Genomic DNA, 22,212 nt, shown 5'->3' on the forward strand with positions numbered 1-22,212 from the left:
AAGTAAGGGTAAGTCATACAAACCGAAAGAATCAGATCATACATCGTAGATCATACATCATAGATTTGTCTTATCCAAATAAAAATTCCACATCTTCTTTTGTCAGTTCCTTTACAAATCCTTCGTGGTCGCCGATCAGGTTTTCACTCAAGGTTGTTTTGCGCTGCTGCAATTGAATGATCTTTTCTTCAATGGTATCCTTGCAGATCATCTTGTAAGCAAATACCTTTTTTGTTTGCCCGATACGATGTGTCCGATCGATGGCCTGCTGCTGCACTGCATTGTTCCACCACGGGTCAAACAGGAATACATAATCAGCCGCAGTAAGTGTTAAGCCTGTGTTTCCGGCCATCAGGCTGATAAGAAATACATTCGTATCATTTCCTTCCGATTGAAAATCCGCTACCATTTCGGCTCTCTTTTTTGCTGAAGTACTGCCGTCAAGCTGGTAGAATGAAATACCTTTTTGGGAAAATGTCGCCGCAAGCAGATCGAGCATTTTTGAGAATTGAGAAAATACCAACACCTTGTGCTGGCGGAGGTTTGCCAATTCATCCAATAGTATCTGTGTCTTTACCGACAGGTCTGTCATTTGTTCTTCTGCCGGTAATAACAATGGTGAACTGCATACCTGCTTAAGTTTCATGATGCCCTGCAATACAGCCAGCTTGCTTTTACCCAGGCCTTCTTTTTTAATATCCAGGAAAAGGTTGCTGCGAATGCTGTCGCGGATATTATCGTACATATCTTTTTGAGCCATACTCATATTACACCACAATACAGATTCTGTTTTTTCGGGCAGGTCTTTAGCTACCTGTTCTTTTGTGCGGCGTAAAATAAACGGTGCTGTAAGTTTCTGCAGCAGTAAAGTCTTTTCTTCATTAGCGTCACGATCGATCGGATCGGCATATTCTTTCTTGAAAAATTCGCGGTTGCCAAACATTCCGGGCAGCAGGAATTCTAATTGTGAATAGAGGTCGAATGTATTGTTCATAACCGGGGTACCGCTCAAAGCTACGCGGCTGGATGCATTCAGCTGCGCAACAGCCCTGGTGATCTGTGCCGAAGGATTTTTGATGTTATGACTTTCATCCACCACAGCTACATCAAAATGTATAGCGCCTAACCATTCTATATCGGAGCGCAGCGTACCATAACTCGTAATGCAGACATCGCATTTTCCCCCACCGATCTTCTCATGGTCGCGTGCCTGCCCGTGATGAATATAGGCACGCAGATGAGGGGCGAATTTTGAAAGTTCCTGTTGCCAGTTGTAGATCAATGAAGAAGGGCAAACGATCAATGCGATGCTGTCCACCGATTGGGCAAGCCGGTCGGTAATAAAACAAATCGTCTGCAATGTTTTACCCAACCCCATATCATCTGCCAGGCAGGCGCCGGCATTGATTTCCGCCAGCAATTTCATCCACTCGAATCCTTTTTGCTGATAGGGGCGAAGGGTGGCCCGGATGGTTTCAGGAACGGGATACAACAGTTCATCCGGCTTTTGCCAGCGTTCCCATTGATGCCACCATTGTTCGTTTACGGTTGCCTGCAGTTGCTCCGGCTCATGGGGGTTTTCATGCTGGCTCACTGCAAGCCACTGGGGCACCGTCAGCTGATTTTTATTCACCTTGCTATGGCGGATCATCGTTGCGTAGGAGGATAGCCATTCCTCAGAAAGTATCCCGAGAGAGCCATCCTTCAGCATTACAGCACGCTGCCCGGCATTCAATATCTTTTGTAATTCGGCAAGCGGCACCTGTTCCGTTCCGAAATGAAGCGTGAAATTTACAGTAAGGGTATTGGTTTCTTTTTTCAGGATATCCATTACCGTAAGTGGCTTGTGCGACGAATACCTGAAATGCGTGAGCATATCCATACCGATCAGCCCGATATCCATTTCCAGCAAACGATGGTACACTTTGAGGAACCATTGTTTTTTCTGCGCTTCAGCGAAGGAGAGATAATAATACCCATTCAGCTGCTTTACAAAATTCGGATGCAGCGCTTCGATCTCCTTTTTAAAATTCGTTTCTGCTTCTTTATTTCTTTTTATAACAATAACTTCTCCGAGGTTGTTGACCTCGAGATCCGCTTTCCACGGGCCTTCTGCAAGATAACCGTCGTAAGTCCATTGCGGGGTCAGTACAAGAAATGAATTGCTGATCTCACTCAGCAGTATGCGTGGCAAAGGAATTGTTTCAATGGTCGTCACTTCAAAATGGCCGTTCCGTTCAACCGGGTGGTCTTTTTCCAGGACGCTCAGTATCTTCTGTGCAAACATGGATGGATCGAGTACATATTCGGCAGGATCGTTTTGCGACAGCCATTCCAATGCCTGGTAATCTTTGTACGACAAAAGAAAATATTCGTTACCACTTTCGAGCAAAAAGTGAAAGCGCCGAAAATCTGTCAATTCGTATGCCGTCCCGTTGATCGTGATAAGTGTTGCTAATGAAAGTTCTTTATCGGCTTTTCGTACATCAAATCTTAACGATGGTTTGAAAGTGCTGAAATTGCAGGCTGCTGTCACAACGTTCCCCGTAACCTTATTGGGCAATTGATGATACCATTTTATCAGCTGCGCAAATGGTTTCATTTGTTCAAACCTTTCCTGCAGTTGCCTTGTATATGCCTGCGCAAGAAACTGGCGGAAAGGCATGCCCGATCTTTGCAGCTTGTACCGCCGGGTGATCTCTTCTTCAAGTTTTGCCAATCCTTCCTGGCTGAGTTTATACAGGCTGTCGGGAATTTGCCGCGGCAGATCGCCATACAATTTCCGGATCGAATTTTCATCCAGATCGGAAGTATTGTATTGCATGCCTTTTGCATCCCTCGTGATCTTAAGGGAGCGGAGGATTTTTTTTTCTTCAGTCAGTTTTACAGGCGACAAAAGCACGACGGTCTTTGTCTCATTTTTTTTCTCTGCCATAGCGGGCGGCAAATTTAGGATGAACTCCGTTCAAATAAGAATGGAACTTTTCACAATTTAAAAAGGATGCTGAAAACGGGCATAGTCCTTGTTTTATATTATATGAAAAAATCATTGGGTATTTAAAACCTCAGACATGAAAACATTCTCTATAATAATATCAGTATTGCTGGCAGGGCAGGTAAGTGCGCAGACAACCACGAATTCCAACATCACTACTACAACACCACCTCCGCCATATTACACAGAAAGTAAAAACGCCCTCACTTACAATTCGGTAAATAACAATACGGGTACGCCTATGGTAAGCAATCCGCTGGAAAATAACAATCCAAGCGTACAGGCATCTATCCCGATCAACAATAAACCGTCCAGCCTTGAGGTAGATATGCCACAAAACAGTTTCCCGGCGCCCCAGCGGATCGTAAACAATAATGCACAACAGAATACAACTGTTAAAAATAAAGTGACAGAAGGTACGCCTAATTCTACTGCCGTGGTATATGCTACCAGCATTTCTTCCGATTCCATCAGGGCAACTGCTCCTGCTGTTGTGGAAACAAGTACCCCAGTGGTAAAAAGTACGGTGATCTATAATTTATCCACCGGTGTAGATGCCAGCAAGGTCTCAAAAAGTACGGCTGCCAAAAGCACTAACGGCAACACCTATCCGATCAGGCAAACGTATGTTTCGGAAAGTGTGGTGACCAAATTCAAAAATATTTACGGAGATAATCTCTATGATATCCGATTGGTAAGATCCGGTGCCAACAACGTTACTTATATCATCCGTACGATTGATAACGGGGCGTATAAGACGATGTACCTGGATGAGGATGGGGTAGTAATACAGTAGTCAATAGTCAATAGTGAATAGTCAAACTTTGGATGGTTTTTAAGTTTGAGGAAACTTTCATAAATAGTTAAACTAAAAATGCCAATGCTGTAAATCATTGGCATTTGCTTTTAATGTTGTGATATTGAAAACGACAACATCTATTGTAACCTTCAAAGGTTTGATCATTGACTATTCACTATTGACTATATCACCTGAAACTTCTCCCTGTATTCCGTCGGGGTCATCCCCACATTTTTTCTGAAAATTTTGCGGAATGCTTTCGGGTCGTTGTAGCCGGTGTTGAAGATGATCTCCGTCATTTGCTGGCCGGTTTGGAGCAGTAATTTTTTGGCCGCTTCTATCCGGGTCATTTGCAGGTATTCTATTGGGGTGATACCCGTTACCTGCTTAAACCTTCTTACCATATTTCGCCTGCTGGCGGGAATATCCCTGATCATTTCTTCGATGGTGGCAGATTCCTGGAAAGATCTTTCTATTTTTTCCTGCGCAGATGCTACCAGCTCGTCATTGTGATTTTTCAATGGTTGAAAAGTGCTGAAATAAGTCTGCTGGTGCCTGTCCATATCAATCGCAAATATCTTCGCCGTACGTATCGCCATTTCTTTGCTGCAATATTTTTGTATCAGGTGCAACAGGAGATGAAACGACGAAGTGGCCCCACCACTGGTGTATAACCCACCGTCCTGGGTAACGGTTTTATCGTCTTTCAATTTTACTTCAGGAAATGCCTGTGCAAATGCTTTGCTGGCATCTACATGTGTAGTGGCGATCTTGCCATTGAGCAGGCCGGTAGCTCCCAGTAAAAAGGCACCGGTACACACCGTAGCAATTTCGGCACCCTGCCTGAATTGTTGCACCAGCCACGATATACATGGAAGATTTTCCTGTATCGCATGTTGCACATTATCGGTAGTGAATGCCGGAATAAGGATGAGGTCTTTTTTGGAGGAAGCCAATACATACTCCGAATTATAACCCGGAAAAATACTTTCCCCAACGGCATTTTCGTCCGGGGTCAATAATGTGATGTGAAAAGGCACCGCTTCACCGTCGTTGGCGTGCAGCTTGTTCACCGTTTCCAATACTTCGAGGATAGCAGCAATACTTAATAATTTGTATTGCTTCGATAATAAAACACCAACTTCTTTCATACTAAGGCAATTTTCTGCTCTAAAAATAATGTATTTGTCTTAAATACACCCTAAGATTGACTTTTATGCCAACCTGCTCAAAACTTTCGGACCTATACCTTTACGATACAAAAATTGTTCACATGGAAATTCAACCAATTTCATCGCGGATGTTTACACTGCTGGTATTGTACGATATGCAAACGGATTATTTCAAACGGGCCATTGAAGGCATAAGTCACCAGGATGCCCAAAATCGTCTTGAGACAAAAGCAAACCATGTGGCGTGGCTTGCCGGAAGCCTTGTGCATGAACGGTTTGAGCTTGCCAGGCAACTGGGAGGTTTCGCCGGGGCAGACAAAGGAAATGAACTTTTCAAAGACCATAAAGGGATACAGGATGGGGTAACCTATCCATCGCTTACGGAATTGCAGGAGGATTGGGAAACGATCAGCCCCGTTTTACGCCAGATATATCAAACGATCACTGACGAAAAACTGGATACAGGTTTCGAAATGATGCCCGGGGAAAACATGACATATTTTGAACTGATCTCATTCATGAACTATCGTGAAGCAAATTGTATCGGCCAGATCGCTTTATGGCGCAGGCTGCTGGGATACCCCGCTATTAATTACATGTAAAAAAAGATGGAAAATATAAAACAGGCACTTGAAACTGCTATCGACGGTTTCATCCACGAACTTTCTACGGTTCCTTCGGCGGATTTCAACAAAATTCCTTTTAAAGACAGCTGGACGGCCGGCCAATTGGCGCAGCATGTGGCTTTATCTGATACAGGTTTTGGGCAAATGTTGACAGGAGGAACTAAGTTAACAGAGCGGCCTCCGGACGCTTATGTTGGGGAAATCCGGAATATCCTGATGGATTTTACTACAAAATTACAATCCCCCGGATTCATCATTCCGGAGGAAAGGCACTATGAAAAGAATGAACTGATCGGGAAGCTTTCGGAAGCCCGTGCGTCCATCAGCAATTCGATCGATACATTAGACCTGACGCAGACCTGTACAGGGTTTGGGCTGCCACAGATGGGGTTTATCACCCGGCTGGAAGCGGTTTATTTTGTGGTCTATCATACACTGAGGCACACTCATCAGCTGAAAAATATCAAATCTTCACTGAAGTAAAATACGCCCCTGCTGTAAAAAATATACTAATGGCTTGTAGTTAAAATACTATAACCATAAAATTTGCGTTATACAACTGAAAATCCAAAACTCAAGCTTCGTTCGTGCGTAGTTGTGAGTGATTTTTATCCTTTTAAAATCAGTTGTCATGAACAAATTTACTTATGGTGTATTTTCTGTATTTATCGCCTTGTTGATGGGCATAATCATGTTGCTTAATTTTACTGTAAAGGCCATCGCCGGAACTGCTATCATGATCTATCTCGTTGCTACTATGATCAAAATGATCTTTGTGATCACTTTCAGAAAAATGAATGAACAAGCCCCGGTAATAGATATGAATGAACGTAAGATGAAATATGCCTGATATGGGATATTTTTGAAGATGGAAATTACTGTAACATCGCTCGTAGAGCAATATGGACTGCTCCCGCATCCCGAAGGGGGCTATTACAAAGAAAATTATCGCAGTAACGGGGTCATTCCTGCAGATGCGCTTCCCGGTGGATTTTCCGGTGAAAGAAACTTCAGCACCGCCATTTATTTTTTACTCCAAAAAGATAATTTTTCCGCTTTTCATCGCATACTCAGCGATGAGTGCTGGCATTTTTACCATGGTGCTCCGGCAAATGTATATGTGATCGATCCGGATGGTAATTCAACAACTATACATCTTGGAAATGATATGGGGGCCGGGCAACAATTCCAGGCCATCGTGCCGGCCGGCTGCTGGTTTGCTTCCGAAACACTCGGCGATTTTTCATTCACCGGTTGTACGGTAGCGCCCGGATTTGACTTCCGTGATTTTGAAATGGCAGATGCCGATGTATTGGCAAAAGAGTTTCCTCAGCATGAAAAACTGATCAGGCATTTCTGCAGGAAGAATGTATGATCTATGATCTATGATGTATGATCTAAGATCATACATCATAGATCATAGATTTTTTTGATCGTTTTCATTATCTTCTCCGCATGCACCCGCGAGTTTTCTATGAACAGCCTGTGTGTGTTCATGCCTCCGCAAATTACTCCGGCAAGAAAAACATTTTTCACATTCGTTTCGTGCGAATCCTCACTGTATGTGGGTTTCCGGACTTCGTCGGCGTAAAGGTCAATGCCGGTGGAAGATAAAAATTCCAGGTTGGGTTGGTATCCCGTGAGGGCGATCACCCAATCATTTTCTATGGTGACGATGCCTTCCGGCGTTTGGATATCTACTTCCCGTTCGCGTATTTCACTGATGGATGAATGATACCATGCTTTGATGGAGCCTTCCTCTATTCGGTTGATGATATCGGGCCTTACCCAATATTTTACCCGTTGCCCGATCTCTCCTTTGCGGATAACCATGGTCACTTCAGCGCCTTTGCGCCATGTTTCCAAAGCCGCATCCACAGCGGAGTTCTGTGCACCTACCACGATCACTTTTTGAAAAGCATATTGATGAGGCTCTTTGTAATAATGGGTCACTTTCGGCAGGTTTTCGCCGGGAACATTCAGCAGGTAAGGGATATCATAAAAGCCGGTAGCGATGATGACGAAATCAGCTGTGTAATTTTTTTTACTGGTGTTGATGTGAAATATTCCGGCTCCCTTTTTTACCGATCTTACTTCTTCAAACAAATGAATATTCAACTGCTCCGCAATGGTGGCCCTGCGGTAATATTCCAGCGCTTCAGAACGGGTAGGCTTCGGGTTGTTGGATACAAACGGGATCCCGCCGATCTCCAGGCGCTCCGAAGTGGAGAAGAAGGTCATATTTACCGGGTAATCATAAATAGAATTTACCAGCGAACCTTTTTCTAAAATCAGGTGTCCGATGCCAGCTTTTTTGGCTTCAATGCCGCAGGTAAGGCCGATAGGCCCTCCGCCAATGATGATGATGGGATGATGTGTAGTATTGTTCAAGGAAATATGTTTATGCAAATGTAAAACGAAGTGGTAATTTTATAGTACGAATTTGCGAATTACACAGATAGTACGGCATTCATCGAAAATTCGTGTAATCTGTGTAATTCGCAAAATCCGTGAAATAAAGTATGATCACAAACATTTCTTCCTTTATCCGCAACAGGGCCATTCTTGCATTAGGGCTTCTATATGCTACGAATGGTCTGCTGCTCGGCATTTTTTTCTCCTCACTACCCGGCATCAAACAGCGGTTGGGTTTCGACGATGGAAGCCTCGGCCTTTCACTTTTTCTTTCGCCGGCGGGCGCTATCACCGGAATGCTGCTCTCCACGAGGGTTTTCAGCAAAGTACCTGCGGGTAAATGGATGGCGGCAGGTTACATGGCTTTATGCTTCCTGATGATGGTGCAGGTAAATGCGCCCAACCGGATCATTTTCTGGATCTGCCTGTATTGTTACGGACTCATCAGTTTTCTCAACGGGGTTTCTGTAAACACTACAGTGAATAAAATGGAAAAAGACCAAAACCGTTTATTCATGAGTACCTGTCATGGTATGTATAGTCTTGGAGGTGCAGTAAGCACAGGACTTGCGGCGGTTTTCTTTGCATTTCACCTGGCTTCGGGCTGGCAGATCTTATTGCTGGCTGTAGTGTTACTTTGTGTACTGATGGGAAACCGGAAACACCTGTTGGTACATTCCGAACTCATCCATTCGAGATCGGGCATCAAATTACCGTCATTCACCATATTAGGGATATCGTTTATTTGCCTGGTCACTTTTATGGCCGAAGGCTGTGTGGCAGACTGGAGCGCCATTTACCTGAAAGAAGTGATGCATTCACCCGCGGCGTTTATCGGCTTGGGCTACACAGGCTTCGCTATCGCGATGACATTGGGCAGGCTGAATGGCGACAGTATCATCAGCCGGATGGGAGGAAAAAGGATCGTGGTCTTTGGCAGTTTGATGGCTGCAACAGGCTTTACGCTGGTGGTAACTGCTCCGTATATCGCAGTGGTTATTGTGGGGTATATTTTGGTCGGGCTTGGATGCTCCTGTATCGTACCGGTATTGTTTACGGCTTCTGCCAACATTCCGGGAGTGAGTATGGTGGAAGGGTACGCGATGATAACCACCGGAGGGTTGATCGGTTTTCTTACCGGCCCTTCGGTGATAGGATTTATTTCCAAACATGCGGGATTGTCGAAAGCATTGTCGTTATTGATTTTGATGGCATTGCTGGCAGCGTTTGCCGCATGGCGGAATAAGTTTTTAGTAAATATCAAGAAGGCGGAGCCGGAATTGGAATATGATGAAACCATATACTAATTAATAATGAATAATTAATAATGAATAATTGAGGACTGATAATTTTAAAGTCCCCAATATTGAAGGACGTTCGTGATAGAAGAATTATTAACTATTCATTATTCATTATTAATTACAAAGAATATAAATTACGGGAATGAAAAAAATCCTCCACACAATAGCCATGTTGTTATCGATTCAAACCTTTGCACAATCCAACCAGCAATTGCTTGTAGGTACTTACACCAGCGGTAAAAGCGAAGGGATTTATGTGTACGATTTCAATATGCAGACCGGTAAATTTTCGCCGGTATCGAAGTTGTTCACTCCCGACCCATCTTACCTGGCAGTTTCGCCAGGCCATAAGTTTGTGTATTCGGTCAATGAACTGGGGGCCGATAAAGGATCGGGAACCATCACAGGATTTACTTATTCCAATGGTACTTTAACAAAAATAAATACGCAGCCTACCGGTGGTGATCATCCGTGTTATACGAGTATCGACAAAACCGGCAAATGGCTGGTAGCAGGCAATTACAACGGAGGCAACTTTTCCATTTTCCCTTTGAACGCAGATGGCTCCATAGGTAAATCCATTTCCACTACACAACACAGGGGCAGTAGTATTGACAAAAGCAGGCAGGAGAAACCGCATGTACATTGCACCGTTTTTTCGCCGGATAATAAATATTTGCTGGTAGCGGACCTGGGAACCGACCAGGTCGTTAGTTACAAATTCAACGAAAAAGATGGCAGCCTTGGAAAGATACATTACACCAACATCACTCCCGGCGCAGGACCGAGGCATATTGCATTTCATCCTAATGGAAAATATGCGTACCTGGTAGAAGAAATGTTTGGCAATGTGGATGTGTTCAAATACAAAAAAGGAAAGTTATCGCATCTGCAGAAGATAAGCATGGTGCCAACTACGGATATAGGAAAGATCGGCGCTGCTGATATCCATATTTCGGCCGACGGTCGTTTTTTATATGCGTCCAATCGTGGCGAATCGGATAAGATCACCATATTTTCAATTGAATCAAACGGTAAGTTGAAAGTAGCCGGGTATCAATCAGTGATGGGCATTTCCCCAAGGAATTTTGTGATCGATCCCTCCGGTAATTTTTTGCTGGTTGCCAATCAGAAAAGCGATGAAGTGGTTATTTTCAAAAGAGATAAATACAGCGGCTTGCTAACGGATACGAATGAACGAATTAAGATACCAAGCCCTGTTTGCCTGAAATGGATTAATTAGAACCGCAGAGGGAACGAAGGAACACAGAGAGCATTTTAAAAAAGGCAGGTCTGAATATTATTCAGACCTGCCTTTTTTATTTAATATTTTAACTTTGTGATACTCTGGGTACCTCTGTATCCTCTGTGGTTAATATACATATACCACATAACCCCACGGTTCAATTTTCCACTCTGTGTCTTTTAATGGTTCTTTATTGCCCATGAATACATTGTATGGATTTCCATGCAATGAGGCATCGGTTACTTTGATCGCCTGTTCTTTTGCGGAGAGATTCAGTATTACCAATACTCTGGAAGACCCTGCTTCGCGAACATACGCATATACTGCTTTTTCATCACCCACCACCACTTTTTTGAAAGATGCATTCGCGGCGAGCGCCGGCGTATTTTTTCTCAGGTCAAGTAATGTCTTGTAAAATTTAGCACGTCCGTATTGCCCGAATTTGATAGGGTTTTTATAAAAGAAACTGATGCTGTCTTTCACCGGCTCTTCCTGCCCGCTGTAGATCAGCGGAACGCTGCGGCCCGTAGTCTGTGTAAACACTGCAAACGGTGCATGAATGATTCCCGGCATCGTACCGTAATCCGCTTTGTTCCAGCTATTCTCATCGTGGTTGCTGGTAAACATCATCTTGATAGCATTGGCCGGGTAAGTGCTGTCGATCTTATTGCGTACGCTATCAAGCGCATTCGCGGTGCGTTGGCCTTTGGCAACTTTTACCATCATCGAAAACATTTCCCATGGGTAAGTAGCATCGAAGCCGTCTTTGTGCAGCTGAGGTTTATCCGCTTCAGCCAGCATGAAGATATCCGCATTCACTTTTTTCAGTTCGTTGATACAGCGTGTCCAGAAGGCATCGGGCACTTCGCCGGCCACATCGCAACGGAAGCCATCGATTTTTGAAGTGGTGAGCCAGTACTTCATGCTTGCGATCATGCTATCCTGCAATGCCATGTTTTTGAAATTCAACTTGCGGGTATCAGTCCAATCAAATGGCGATAATGCTTTGCCGGTGGCGCTATCCCTTTCATAAAAATCGGGATGATCTTTCAGCCAGTAATGATCCGCGGAAGTGTGGTTGGCCACCCAATCGATGATCACTCTGAAACCTTTTTCATGAGCATTTTTTACCAGACTGTTCCAGTCTTCCAATGTACCGTATTCAGGATTTATAGCTGTGTAATTCGCTACCGCGTAATAACTGCCCAATACACCTTTTCGGTCAGTAACACCTATCGGGTTGATCGGCATGAACCAGAGCGTTTGCACCCCCATTTCCTTCAGCCTGTCAAGATTTTTTTCAAAAGCCTTGAAAGTCCCTTCGGGCGTATACTGACGGACATTCACCTCGTAGATATTTCCTTGTTCGATCCATGCGGGATGGCCATCGATCAGTTTCGCTTCAGCCACAACAGGCTCATCAGTTTTTTTATCTTTTGAAGAAGGCGATTTGCAGGAAGCAAACGCGATTAAAGTGGCGCAACAGGCCAACTGTAAAAAACGATTCATATGCAAGTTATTTTATTGAAGATAAAGATATGTATAACTTACACATTAAACAATAAGTTATAATGGATAATGGTATAATGGATAATGGATAATGAAATGCAGAATATTATCTATTATCCATTATTTTTTAAACATCCCTTTAACAATTCGGCACCTGTTTTGCTCGGTATTGGCGGGACATTGAAATAACTTTGCCCCGAACTAAAAACCAGGATCATGAATATCAGGAACATTACATTAGCAAGCATCGCAGCCATGCTATTGATGAGTGCATGCGTGAGCAAAAAAGTACTGAAAGGCGAACAGGTAAAATACGTGGAATTGCAGACAGAATATAATCGTCTTCAGAGCCAGTTAAAAGACTGTAACGATCTTACTGCTGAAAATTCCAGGAAAAAGGCGGAATTGGAAAACGAGGTCGCGGCACTGAAAAAGCAGGTGGATTACCTCAATTCCAACAATTCGCAGGCATTGAAACAATTGGAAAATCTTTCTGTGATCAGTTCTTCGCAGGCGGAAAGCATTAAAAAATCATTGGATAATATCGGCGCGAAAGATGCGTACATACAAGGTTTGCAGACTGCCATCAACCAAAAGGACTCTTTGAACCTGGCGTTGGTGACCAATCTCAAAGGAGCAATCGGTAATCTTGATGATAAAGACATCAATATCAAAGTAGACAAAGGGGTAGTGTACATCGATATTTCTGATAAGCTGTTATTTAAAAGTGGTAGCTACGAAGTTTCAGACAGGGCAAAAGAAGTGCTGGGCAAAGTGGCACTGGTGCTGAAAAATCAACCGGATATCGAGTTCATGGTAGAAGGTCATACGGATAATGTTCCTTTCAAAGGAAATGGCGTGCTCACCGACAACTGGGATCTTAGTGTAAAAAGAGCTACTTCAGTAGTGCGTATCCTGCAAACTCAATACGGGTTGAACCCCGCTAAGATGGCAGCAGCAGGCCGTGGCGAATACCTCCCCGTGGCTGACAACAGTACTGCAGATGGTAAATCCGCTAACCGCCGTACAAGGATCGTTATCCTGCCGCAACTGGATCAGTTCTTTAAATTATTGGAAAAAAAATAAAGACCAATTAATAATGAATAATGAATAATTAATAATTATCGAAGCGAAGGAATTATTAATTATTCATTATTCATTATTTGGAAGTCTTTTCAAAGTTTCTAATAAGAATTTCCAGTATTTCTGTACAGAACTAACCTGTACTTTTTCATCCGGCGAATGAGCCCCGGTGATGTTCGGGCCAAAAGAGATCATCTGTACATCCGGGTAATTGGTGCCGATGATGCCACACTCAAGCCCGGCATGCACTGCATTTACATGGGCCGGTTTTCCATTCATTTCAAGATACAGTTCCGACATCAGTTGTACGATCGGCGAACCGGGTTTGGGAGCCCAGCCGGGATATTTTCCACCATAGCTGATACTGCCACCAGCTAATTCAAAGGCCGATGAAAGGGCATTGGCAAGATCGGCTTTCTCTGTGTCCACTGAACTACGGGTAAGGCATTGAACCGTCCAGTTCCCATCTTTCACCATTACCCTGGCAATGTTATTGGAAGTCTGCACCAATCCTGCAATATCAGGGCTTAAGCGGTATACTCCATTCGGACAGGCATAAATTGCCCGCAGCAACCTGTATTGTAATTCATCGGGTAATACGCCCGTAATTTTTTCCGCAGGCGAGATTTCCAATAGCAGTTTAGGATCGGTAAAACTATATTCTTCCTGTAATATCTTATTTAGACCTTTGATGGATTCCCTGATCGTTTCTGCTTCAGCCATTGTTGAAACAATAGTGGCGACAGATTCCCTCGGTATCGCGTTGCGAAGGCTGCCACCATCTATATCAGCTACCTGTATCGAAAACCGGTTGCTCAATTCCAGCAGCACCCTGTTCATGAGTTTATTGGCATTGGCTCTCCCTTTGTGAATGTCCATGCCGGAATGTCCTCCCGTAAGGCCTTTCAGGCTGATGCGGAAGAAAGAATCTCCTGTTGGCGTTTGTGCGCTGTAGTTAGCTGTGGCCGTCACATCGATACCTCCGGCACAACCGATAGTGAGTTCTGTATCATCTTCTGTGTCGAGGTTGAGCAGTATCTTTCCCTTCAATAATCCACCTTTGAGTTCCAGTGCACCAGTCATTCCTGTTTCTTCATCTATCGTGAACAAGGCGTCAATAGCGGGATGCGGGATATCGGTAGACGAAAGCAGCGTCATGATACTGGCTACGCCAATGCCGTTGTCGGCGCCAAGCGTTGTGCCGCGTGCTTTTACCCAGTCGCCTTCGAGGTACATATCAATGCCTTGTGTGGCAAAATCAAACACAGTGTCCGCATTTTTCTGGTGAACCATGTCGAGATGGCTTTGGATGATAACAGGAACTTTGTCTTCCATACCGGCCGTGGCTTTTTTGCGGATGATCACATTTCCTGCCTCATCGACCAGCGTTTCCAATCCAAGCGATTGCCCGAACGACCGGATGAATTCTATTACCTGTTGTTCTTTTTTTGACGGCCGTGGAACGGCATTGAGATCGGCGAAATGGTTCCAAAGTGCCGTTGGTTCGAGTTGGCGTATCTGATCAGACATAATTTTTATTTTATTACACGAATTAAAGCCAATTACTATTACGAAGTACACGAATTAATACGAATTACACGAATTAAATGCCTTTTATAAATCTCGCTATCCTAAAAAAAATCGAAAGTTTGACTATTCACTATTTTTTAGCATCAGGCAACCTTTCGTTGATGGCCTGCATTTATATATTTGTACAGCATCACGAAATGATTACATGAATATAGCCGAACTGATTACTGAAGCAAAACGGGGGAGTGCCGCAGCAGAGAAATGTCTCTTCGATCTCTTTGCACGCCGGATGCTCATGGTTTGCCGGCGATATGTGAAAAATCCGGAAGACGCGGAAGAACGTATGCTGGATGGGTTTCACAATTTTTTCAGGAGTATCGGCACTTTCAATTATCAGCATGAAGCGGCGCTGGGGGCATGGTTGAAAAAGATCATGATCAACCAGTGCCTGATGTTTTTACGAAAGAAGAATGTATTTACGATCGTGTCCGAATCGGTGGCTGAAAGTATAGCACTTGATGAAGATATGCTGGACAGGTTGTCCGCTGCGGAAATCTTTCAGGTGATCGTTCAGTTGCCGGTGGGGTACCGGACGGTATTTAACCTGTATTCAATCGAAGGTATGCCGCATGCCGAAATAGCGTCACTGCTGGGTATTTCTGAAGGCACTTCAAAATCGCAGCTGAGCAAAGCAAAAGCACTATTGCAAAAAATGATTGTAAATAAAGAACAAGGATATGCAAGGCAACAACAACAATAATAATCCGGGGTGGGAAAGGAAACTGGAAGGCCTGGAAAGCTTGTCCGGAGAGGATTTCGACCTGAGTGCTTCCTGGGAAAAACTGGAAGCCCGCCGCGAAAACCCACCGCGTAAAAATAAAGCCGCCTGGTATTGGCTCGCTGCGGCTTGCCTGCTGGCAGTGATCAGCCTGCCATGGTTCTTTACTGGTAAATCGAAAAATGAAGCGGTAGTAAAAGAAAATATTCCGGTTAAACAAACCGAACAATTCATCCTTAAAGAACAGCCTGATACCAGTCATGCTGTTGCGGTAGCGGTTTCAAATGAAGTCAAAGTCATTGCCAGACCTGCAGCTGCTCTTATAATTTCATCTAATAACCAGCCACCTGTCCCCAAAAATAATGTGTTGCCGGAAGAGATCGTGCCCGATATTGCATCCGTTCAACCTGTGATTGCTGATACCTTTCATCTTATCGCGGCAGCGCCGGCCAAGAAAAAGCTGAAGATGGTACACTACAATGAATTGGCTGGTTCTACCGATAGCCTCACCGGCGACGGAAGGCCATACTTTCCTGTAAAATTCCATACCAAAGAAATCTATACTAATAATGCCGGCAACCGAAAAGATAACCTCATCCGCATAAAACTCTCTTCTCAAAATTAAATTGACATGAAAAAAACAATCGCATTGATGCTGCTCCTGGCAGGCATCACATGGGAACTATGTGCCCAGGGCAAACTGACGAATGCCGAAAAGACATTCGATATCCCCGCAAATTCTACCGACAGGAGATTTTACATTGATCTTGGAAAAGGGAATAAACTGCAGCTGGATGTCAAAAAACTGGATGACCTGGACAAATTTGCAAATATGGATTCGCTGATCTATGGGCTGCTGCAGGATCTTAAGCTCCTAAAAGATTCGCTGGCGGATGAATCGACCACAAAACGGATCGATTATATCATTGATGATACTGATAAAAGAAAACTGCGCCTGCAACAATTCAAACCGGATGGTAACAGTTTTGTGATGAGTGACGGCGAAGTTTCTTCCATGAAGATGGAACTGGATACGATCAATTTTGTGGGAAGGGTTTCTTACAGCAACCGGTTCACAAAACGAAATAAAACGCCCGGGGTACGTTATTTTAAAGCAAGTTTTTATCTCAACAATATCGGGGATATCGCACAATACATGAACGGTATATTGAATAAAAAAATTACGGACCTGAAAGTGAATGCTGACAAAGGATGGGATTACGAAGGGGGAAATTCTTTGTATCAGCTTAAAGCCGATAAATCCATAAAAGCCAATGCCAATAAAGGTTACATCGCTGGTGGGGATTACCTCACACTCCGGGGAAGTGTGGATATTCAAAATTACAAATCGTATTTCGTACCATCTGTAAGCCTGGGGGCGTATGTGCTATTGGGCAGCAAAAATTTCAAAAGAGAGCTCGGCATCTCCTGGGAAAATCATTTTTCATTCGCTAAAAATACAGATGGGAAGTTGCAGACATTTCGCAGCCAGTTTCTTACAGCGAGCTTCGCACATGGTTTTATCAAGGATAATGATGTACAAAAAAACGGGTATGATCTTTTCAACATGAGTTTCAGTTATCTCATCAGCAGGAAAGGGGAGATGTACGACAAACAGACGATGAGGTTGGGAGTAGGCGCGCTATCGCTGTTTGAAGGAAAAACAAAGATCCAGCCGATGATCTATTTCAACAATCTTTTTAAGGGAGTGACACCCGGGTTGCGATGGGTACAAAGTTTCTAAAGTAGTTTTACCTGCCAGGTATTTCTTCCGGGGAATGCCTGGCAAGTATTTTTTTTTCTTTCCAAAAGCAGCACCGTGATGATGCCAAATGTATAAGCAGCCATGTCTTCCCAGCCGAAAGAGCTGCCTATGATCGTTCTGGCAAACTTGTTATTTTCGAGTCCAAGCCTTTGCACCAGCTGAAAGTATTGCATCATTTCAATGAACCAGGCAAATAATAACACTGCAATAGCGGTTCTCCATACAGATGCATTCAGGAAACTCCTCACAAAACAATAAATGAGCATCACCACCAGGAAGTCGCCGAAGTAAGGCCTGATAAATCGATCGTGCAGGAATAATGCGATGCATATCTCTGTGATCAGCAACACGAAGGTCAGCAGGAGATATTTCGGTGAAAAATAAAACATGCCCAAATATAGGAATTGTCTGTACCTTTATTTCACCACCAGTACTTATGCTTGTCTCATTCATGTTACACTTTTTTTTCAAAAATTTCGTGTAACAGATTTTTTACTTATTTTTCGTTACATTTTTTTTAAAGAAAAATTTTGTAACGAATGTTCCTTTATATTTTTTGACCAAAACCAGACTTTTCAGCATATAATCGTCTTTCTACAAACTGATGCTGACAATAATTTTCACTAAACAATACATTAATTGATTGAAAGCCGCACTTCAAATTTCCGTACTTTTAACTGATTGAAAAGTACAATGCATGATCAGTTATAAAGAGGACATTTCATTTGAAATTGAAAAAGATAAAGCCGCCATCATAACGGCACTGAAATTGTCGGCGAAAAACATATCCGTTTCCGGTGATGATATCGAAATACGAAGGCACAATTCTTTTCTGCACCTGCTGGCGCCAACCGGTAAGGTCGGTATCCATCTTTCGCAGGCCGATGAATCGCACACCAGACTCGATTGTACAGTACGGCCCAGCATTTTCACATTTCGTTCCGCCGCAGGTTTTACTATCCTTTCAGTTATTGTATGGTCGCTCGTGTTCTGGTTCTTCGAACTTAATGTGTACATGGCGGTGTTTTTTGTACTACACTGGATCGTGATGTGTTTTGTGGCATTGTATATCCTGGTTGTGGTGATGGCATTGCTGACGGTCATGCTCCTGATCTATAACCTTAATGATTTCCCTTTACAATATGTGATCGTTGCATGGATCGTAACGTTGCTCATTACACATCTTACCATGCGGTATAACCGCTCAACTCTTCGTCAATATCTCACGGCCATCGTGCATTCTATAAAAGCTACCTAAAAACGCCTATGCCTCTTTTTGCATAATGAAAAGAGCCCGTTGCTGTTGTTTTGATTGGCTACCTGCACATCCAGTCCGGAATTACAACTGTGCCACCCTGAATCCAGTTGAAGGATACAGAAGGTGGGCTCATCGTACGCTCCCGGGTTTATAACGGATAAATACGTGGTATTTTAAAAAAAATCTTATTATTCTTTACAATAATATACCGCCTGATGCGTTTATGTGAGACCTAATAAACCTAAGGAAAATGAAGCAATCTTTACCAGCGGCTATGCTTTTATGCATTCTTATAGCCATGACCTCATGTTTTACAAGTAAGATCTCCCCCGAGCAACGCAAATCTGACATCGAATCATCCAAAGAAACGGATGCAGCCTGTTTTGTGAAAATGCCCGATGGAACTGTAAAAAATTATACCAGCCTCAAATTGGTGACCGGCGTATTTACCAGCCCATACCTGCTGGCGGATGATAAGATCAGAATTACTCCGGCAGAGATAGTGGCTTATCAGAACAAAGATCATTATTCAGTATCTCAAACTACTTTTACCTCCGGAAGGCGCACCTGTGCTGCAACAGAAACCCTGCCGGGCTTCGCAGTAAGGATAGCAAAAGGTACAGTGAACGTATATTGCAAAAAACGCTATAATGGCGACAGGGCAGTAGATGAGTACTTCGTACAGACCGGCGACAATGGAAACATCGTTGCCTATTCAGAAAAAGTGATGAGCGAAATACTGACTACACACCCGGAAGCCGCCGGTCTCTTTAAAGGGAAAAAATTCACCGGCTCTCAGCAAAACAGTATGCAGGCTAATAGCCAGCAGCGCGACAGCAGGGTAGTGATGAACAAATAAAATTTATTTCTTTAATAAAAAGCCTCCCGTTTTTTGCGGGAGGCTTTGGTGTTTGTAATTGAAAGATTTGCAAAATTTATTGCGTAATCGTAGCGTTCGTAATGAACTTGATCTGTACAAGGCTATCAGGATTGGTAGAAGCTGCTTTTCCTGCAAGAAGGATCGTATAGATCTTATTGGCTTCCACCGCGAATGTCCGGGTAGCATTGATAGTGGATGATTCGTTGTTGATGCTTACGGTAATATCTCCCGCAGTGATCGCTCTGAAATCCGAAACAGATTTGAAAGGAGCGGAGTTATTCACTACTTCGGTACCGCCACTGCTGATCTTCACAGCCGGAAGGGAACTATCAGCCACAGCATTGATGTAACGCACATACGCGGTTCCAGCGACCATTGGAAGACTATCGAGATTATCCTCTGCCACGATGTTTTCGAATGTACTGTCTTTGCCCACCAGGAAAGCCGAATAATATTTCCCCTGTGTAAACGTAGTGGTGGCTGACGAGGCTATTTTGACGCCGGCATTGTTATAAGCTTCCACCTGTCCTGTACCTCCATAAATTGCCAGGTATACTCCCGTATAATTTGAATACGGAATCGATTGATTGGTCAGCCTTGAACCGGATATGGCGAAATTGACCGACGATTGGTCAGGGGCCAGGTTGAATGCCATGATTCCGGCTCCAGCAGGTGTATTATCCGGGTTATCAGTTTTAAGGCACGAACTGAACAAAATACCTGCAGACGCAATTGCCAGCAAAACAAATGCATTTTTTTTAATAAGATTGATCATGATTTTTCCTATGGTTTTAATGTAAAATGTGTATCCATGAACTGAAAAAATGGTGCCACGCCCTGCTTTTTTCCGTTAAAAACAAGCAGCTAAAAAGGGATTAACATTTCTTTCAATCATTAAGAAAAATCAGGATGTGATCACTTGCTTCCGAGATATTTCATCAGTGCATCTTCGAGGAAATAAGTCCAGCCACCGGTAAAGTTAGTTTTAGCAAAATCAGGGCCGTTCACTTCCATAGTTTCAATACCCGTATGTGTGATGGTGACCAATGTGTTTTCTCCCTGTTCTTCCAGTTCCCAGGTTACGCAAATAATTTCCGGTTTTTATGAAATCAAAAAGCCCCGCAGGAGCGGGGCTTTAAAATAACATAGTGGAAAAGATCAGCTGTTCTCTTCATTTGACCGCATGAGTTCCACTTCACAATTGATGTATACATCTTCACTTACTACCACGCCGCCCGCTTCCATGGCCGCATTCCAGGTAAGTCCCCAGTCTTTACGGTTGATCTTGCCATTAATAGTGAACCCTGCTTTTTCATTTCCCCAGGGATCTTTTACCACGCCGCCGAATTCAACATCCAGCTTTATTTTTTTTGTAATGCCTTTGATCGTGAGGTCGCCCCACAGTTCGTAACTCCCGTCGTTGTCTACATTTTCATACGTGTTGGCGATGAAAGTGATCTGTTTGTGATTTTCCACATCAAAGAAATCCGGGCCTTTCAGGTGCGCATCGCGGTCTGCATTGCCGGTACTGATAGAGGAAGGGTCAAGAAAAAAATCAATTTCCGCGGTCATGAAATCATCGCCGGTAGTTAACACATTGGCTTCAAATGTATCGAAGCTGCCTTTAACATTGGATATCATCAGGTGTTTGATCTTAAAACCGATCTCAGTATGTGTTGGGTCTATCACCCATTTTGATTTGGTAGACATGATCTATGGTTAAAATTGTTAAAAAATGAAAGTATTGCAATATAGAATATTATCAAATCAACTGTACATAATAATAAGGTTACCAGTTGGCTTTTGACAGAATTGATGTATCAAAATGGCCGGTAAGTACATCCGTATATGTTAAAGCCATTGATTTTGAGCAATTTTTATTACCTTTGCGCAGTTTTAAGAGAGAATATTTTTTTAATTTGTTTGTAGGACAGGAATAACAGAAAGGGATTTAACAACAGGTAATTCAAGATTTTAAAGGAGAGTAAATAACACGAGACTAAGTCGTACATACGTGTAAACCCAAATTTTACGTATGAAAAACTTGTTTTTTGTTTCTATTGCTATCAGCATTTTTTCAGGAACATCATTGAGCGCAGCAGCTCAGCCTGCACCAAGGTTCATCACCGGAATTGAATTCCGCAACGATGCTTCTGCTGCCGGTACAGATAATATCATCACCGCTTCACAGGTAAGCATCGCTCCACCGGTTTTACCGGTACGTGCTTCCGCCACAGCGTCGGGTAGCCTTATGGCGACTGAAAGCTGCAACCGTTTACAATTCAAGTTTGCACAAATACTGGAAAGGGAAGTTGAAACATTGACCAATCTGACTCTGTTGAACTTTATTGATGATTGGTGGGGTACGCGTTACCGTTATGGCGGCACTACCCGTGCAGGAATTGATTGCAGCGCATTTGTGGGATTACTGATGAGTTCGGTATACGGGTTAAGGCTCCCACGCACAGCCCGCGATATTTATGCAGCTTCAGAAAAAATAGCGAAGGAAGATATGCTGGAAGGTGATATGGTCTTCTTCAACACCCGGGGAGGCGTAAGCCACGTAGGCTTCTATCTTGGTGGCGGCTATTTTGTACATGCCAGCGTAAGCAGCGGCGTTACCATCAGCAACCTGGATGAAAGTTATTATTCTAAAAAATTCATTGGCGCCGCAAGGACAGTGGAAACGGCAGAAATGGCCAGACTTCAGCTTCAACCGGCAGTGCGTTAGAATGGACAATTGATAATTGATAATGGATAATGGATAATGGATAATGGATAATGGATTCTTTCAGTTTGAAGTAATCTCATTTTTCTGAACGGCTTTAAATCCGTAAGCATAATTATCCATTATC

Annotated in this window: 23 protein-coding genes; 14 read left to right on the forward strand and 9 right to left on the reverse strand. The window is 43.4% G+C overall.

Annotation, left to right across the window (positions count from 1 at the left end):
- Positions 1–70: 70 nt before the first annotated feature.
- Complete coding sequence (locus tag EGI32_RS04955) at positions 71–2,935, reverse strand: DEAD/DEAH box helicase (protein ID WP_255154269.1); 2,865 nt, start codon at positions 2,933–2,935, stop codon at positions 71–73.
- A 136-nt stretch (positions 2,936–3,071) separates the two neighbouring features.
- Here EGI32_RS04955 and EGI32_RS04960 point away from each other — a divergent pair, with 136 nt between their 5' ends.
- Positions 3,072–3,791 (forward strand): hypothetical protein, encoded by a 720-nt coding sequence (locus tag EGI32_RS04960; RefSeq protein WP_255154270.1) that lies wholly within the window; start codon positions 3,072–3,074, stop codon positions 3,789–3,791.
- Between the two features lie 185 nt (positions 3,792–3,976).
- Here the strand turns inward: EGI32_RS04960 and EGI32_RS04965 are convergent, their stop codons facing one another.
- Positions 3,977–4,945, reverse strand: coding sequence for a GlxA family transcriptional regulator (locus EGI32_RS04965; protein ID WP_255154271.1), 969 nt, complete (start codon positions 4,943–4,945; stop codon positions 3,977–3,979).
- A gap of 122 nt (positions 4,946–5,067) precedes the next feature.
- Here EGI32_RS04965 and EGI32_RS04970 point away from each other — a divergent pair, with 122 nt between their 5' ends.
- The 4 genes from EGI32_RS04970 to EGI32_RS04985 all read left to right on the forward strand — a co-directional run bounded on the left by EGI32_RS04970 (position 5,068) and on the right by EGI32_RS04985 (position 6,967).
- Positions 5,068–5,568 (forward strand): DinB family protein, encoded by a 501-nt coding sequence (locus EGI32_RS04970; RefSeq protein ID WP_255154272.1) that lies wholly within the window; start codon positions 5,068–5,070, stop codon positions 5,566–5,568.
- 6 nt (positions 5,569–5,574) lie between these two features.
- Positions 5,575–6,075, forward strand: a complete 501-nt coding sequence (locus EGI32_RS04975) for a DinB family protein (protein ID WP_255154273.1) — start codon at positions 5,575–5,577, stop codon at positions 6,073–6,075.
- Positions 6,076–6,223: 148 nt separating this feature from the next.
- On the forward strand, positions 6,224–6,442 hold the full coding sequence (locus EGI32_RS04980; protein WP_255154274.1) for a hypothetical protein: 219 nt from the start codon (positions 6,224–6,226) through the stop codon (positions 6,440–6,442).
- A gap of 18 nt (positions 6,443–6,460) precedes the next feature.
- Positions 6,461–6,967 carry a cupin domain-containing protein gene (locus EGI32_RS04985; protein WP_255154275.1) on the forward strand — a complete coding sequence of 169 codons (507 nt, stop codon included), beginning with the start codon at positions 6,461–6,463 and terminating at the stop codon, positions 6,965–6,967.
- Positions 6,968–7,002: 35 nt separating this feature from the next.
- Here EGI32_RS04985 and EGI32_RS04990 read toward each other — a convergent pair whose 3' ends face one another.
- Positions 7,003–7,983, reverse strand: coding sequence for a YpdA family putative bacillithiol disulfide reductase (locus tag EGI32_RS04990; protein ID WP_255154276.1), 981 nt, complete (start codon positions 7,981–7,983; stop codon positions 7,003–7,005).
- Positions 7,984–8,114: 131 nt separating this feature from the next.
- Here EGI32_RS04990 and EGI32_RS04995 point away from each other — a divergent pair, with 131 nt between their 5' ends.
- Positions 8,115–9,314 carry an MFS transporter gene (locus tag EGI32_RS04995; RefSeq protein ID WP_255154277.1) on the forward strand — a complete coding sequence of 400 codons (1,200 nt, stop codon included), beginning with the start codon at positions 8,115–8,117 and terminating at the stop codon, positions 9,312–9,314.
- A gap of 136 nt (positions 9,315–9,450) precedes the next feature.
- Positions 9,451–10,551: a lactonase family protein gene (locus tag EGI32_RS05000; protein ID WP_255154278.1), complete on the forward strand. Its 1,101-nt coding sequence runs from the start codon at positions 9,451–9,453 to the stop codon at positions 10,549–10,551.
- Positions 10,552–10,680: 129 nt separating this feature from the next.
- Here the strand turns inward: EGI32_RS05000 and EGI32_RS05005 are convergent, their stop codons facing one another.
- The gene (locus EGI32_RS05005; RefSeq protein WP_255154279.1) at positions 10,681–12,063 is read right to left on the reverse strand and encodes an alpha-amylase family glycosyl hydrolase; all 1,383 of its coding nucleotides are present in this window, start codon (positions 12,061–12,063) and stop codon (positions 10,681–10,683) included.
- A gap of 216 nt (positions 12,064–12,279) precedes the next feature.
- On the opposite strand from EGI32_RS05005, the gene EGI32_RS05010 reads away from it, so the two are divergent.
- Complete coding sequence (locus EGI32_RS05010) at positions 12,280–13,149, forward strand: OmpA family protein (RefSeq protein ID WP_255154280.1); 870 nt, start codon at positions 12,280–12,282, stop codon at positions 13,147–13,149.
- Between the two features lie 66 nt (positions 13,150–13,215).
- Here the strand turns inward: EGI32_RS05010 and EGI32_RS05015 are convergent, their stop codons facing one another.
- Positions 13,216–14,676 (reverse strand): aminoacyl-histidine dipeptidase, encoded by a 1,461-nt coding sequence (locus EGI32_RS05015; RefSeq protein ID WP_255154281.1) that lies wholly within the window; start codon positions 14,674–14,676, stop codon positions 13,216–13,218.
- A 205-nt stretch (positions 14,677–14,881) separates the two neighbouring features.
- On the opposite strand from EGI32_RS05015, the gene EGI32_RS05020 reads away from it, so the two are divergent.
- The 3 genes from EGI32_RS05020 to EGI32_RS05030 are packed head-to-tail and all read left to right on the forward strand — an operon-like array spanning position 14,882 to position 17,198.
- Entirely contained in the window at positions 14,882–15,436 is a 555-nt protein-coding gene (locus tag EGI32_RS05020; protein ID WP_255154282.1) for an RNA polymerase sigma factor, read from the forward strand.
- The gene (locus EGI32_RS05025) at positions 15,414–16,079 is read left to right on the forward strand and encodes a hypothetical protein (RefSeq protein WP_255154283.1); all 666 of its coding nucleotides are present in this window, start codon (positions 15,414–15,416) and stop codon (positions 16,077–16,079) included. Before EGI32_RS05020 ends, EGI32_RS05025 begins: the two co-directional genes overlap by 23 nt.
- A gap of 6 nt (positions 16,080–16,085) precedes the next feature.
- Positions 16,086–17,198: a hypothetical protein gene (locus EGI32_RS05030; protein ID WP_255154284.1), complete on the forward strand. Its 1,113-nt coding sequence runs from the start codon at positions 16,086–16,088 to the stop codon at positions 17,196–17,198.
- Here the strand turns inward: EGI32_RS05030 and EGI32_RS05035 are convergent.
- Positions 17,195–17,608, reverse strand: coding sequence for a DUF2809 domain-containing protein (locus EGI32_RS05035; RefSeq protein WP_255154285.1), 414 nt, complete (start codon positions 17,606–17,608; stop codon positions 17,195–17,197). The two genes, EGI32_RS05030 and EGI32_RS05035, sit on opposite strands and share 4 nt — an antisense overlap.
- Before the next feature lie 308 nt (positions 17,609–17,916).
- Here EGI32_RS05035 and EGI32_RS05040 point away from each other — a divergent pair, with 308 nt between their 5' ends.
- Both EGI32_RS05040 and EGI32_RS05045 read left to right on the forward strand, forming a co-directional pair.
- Positions 17,917–18,477 (forward strand): hypothetical protein, encoded by a 561-nt coding sequence (locus tag EGI32_RS05040; RefSeq protein ID WP_255154286.1) that lies wholly within the window; start codon positions 17,917–17,919, stop codon positions 18,475–18,477.
- A 250-nt stretch (positions 18,478–18,727) separates the two neighbouring features.
- Positions 18,728–19,336: a hypothetical protein gene (locus EGI32_RS05045; protein ID WP_255154287.1), complete on the forward strand. Its 609-nt coding sequence runs from the start codon at positions 18,728–18,730 to the stop codon at positions 19,334–19,336.
- 76 nt (positions 19,337–19,412) lie between these two features.
- On the opposite strand, the gene EGI32_RS05050 is transcribed toward EGI32_RS05045, so the two are convergent.
- The 3 genes from EGI32_RS05050 to EGI32_RS05060 all read right to left on the reverse strand — a co-directional run bounded on the left by EGI32_RS05050 (position 19,413) and on the right by EGI32_RS05060 (position 21,067).
- A complete protein-coding gene (locus EGI32_RS05050; RefSeq protein WP_255154288.1) occupies positions 19,413–20,132 on the reverse strand; it encodes a DUF4397 domain-containing protein in 720 nt (239 codons plus the stop codon).
- A gap of 140 nt (positions 20,133–20,272) precedes the next feature.
- Complete coding sequence (locus EGI32_RS05055; RefSeq protein WP_369681627.1) at positions 20,273–20,449, reverse strand: SRPBCC domain-containing protein; 177 nt, start codon at positions 20,447–20,449, stop codon at positions 20,273–20,275.
- 66 nt (positions 20,450–20,515) lie between these two features.
- Positions 20,516–21,067, reverse strand: coding sequence for a YceI family protein (locus EGI32_RS05060; RefSeq protein WP_255154289.1), 552 nt, complete (start codon positions 21,065–21,067; stop codon positions 20,516–20,518).
- A gap of 325 nt (positions 21,068–21,392) precedes the next feature.
- Here EGI32_RS05060 and EGI32_RS05065 point away from each other — a divergent pair, with 325 nt between their 5' ends.
- Complete coding sequence (locus EGI32_RS05065; RefSeq protein WP_255154290.1) at positions 21,393–22,088, forward strand: C40 family peptidase; 696 nt, start codon at positions 21,393–21,395, stop codon at positions 22,086–22,088.
- Positions 22,089–22,212: the final 124 nt, after the last annotated feature.

It is taken from the genome of Ferruginibacter sp. HRS2-29, from assembly GCF_024343615.1.
Lineage (GTDB): Bacteria > Bacteroidota > Bacteroidia > Chitinophagales > Chitinophagaceae > Ferruginibacter.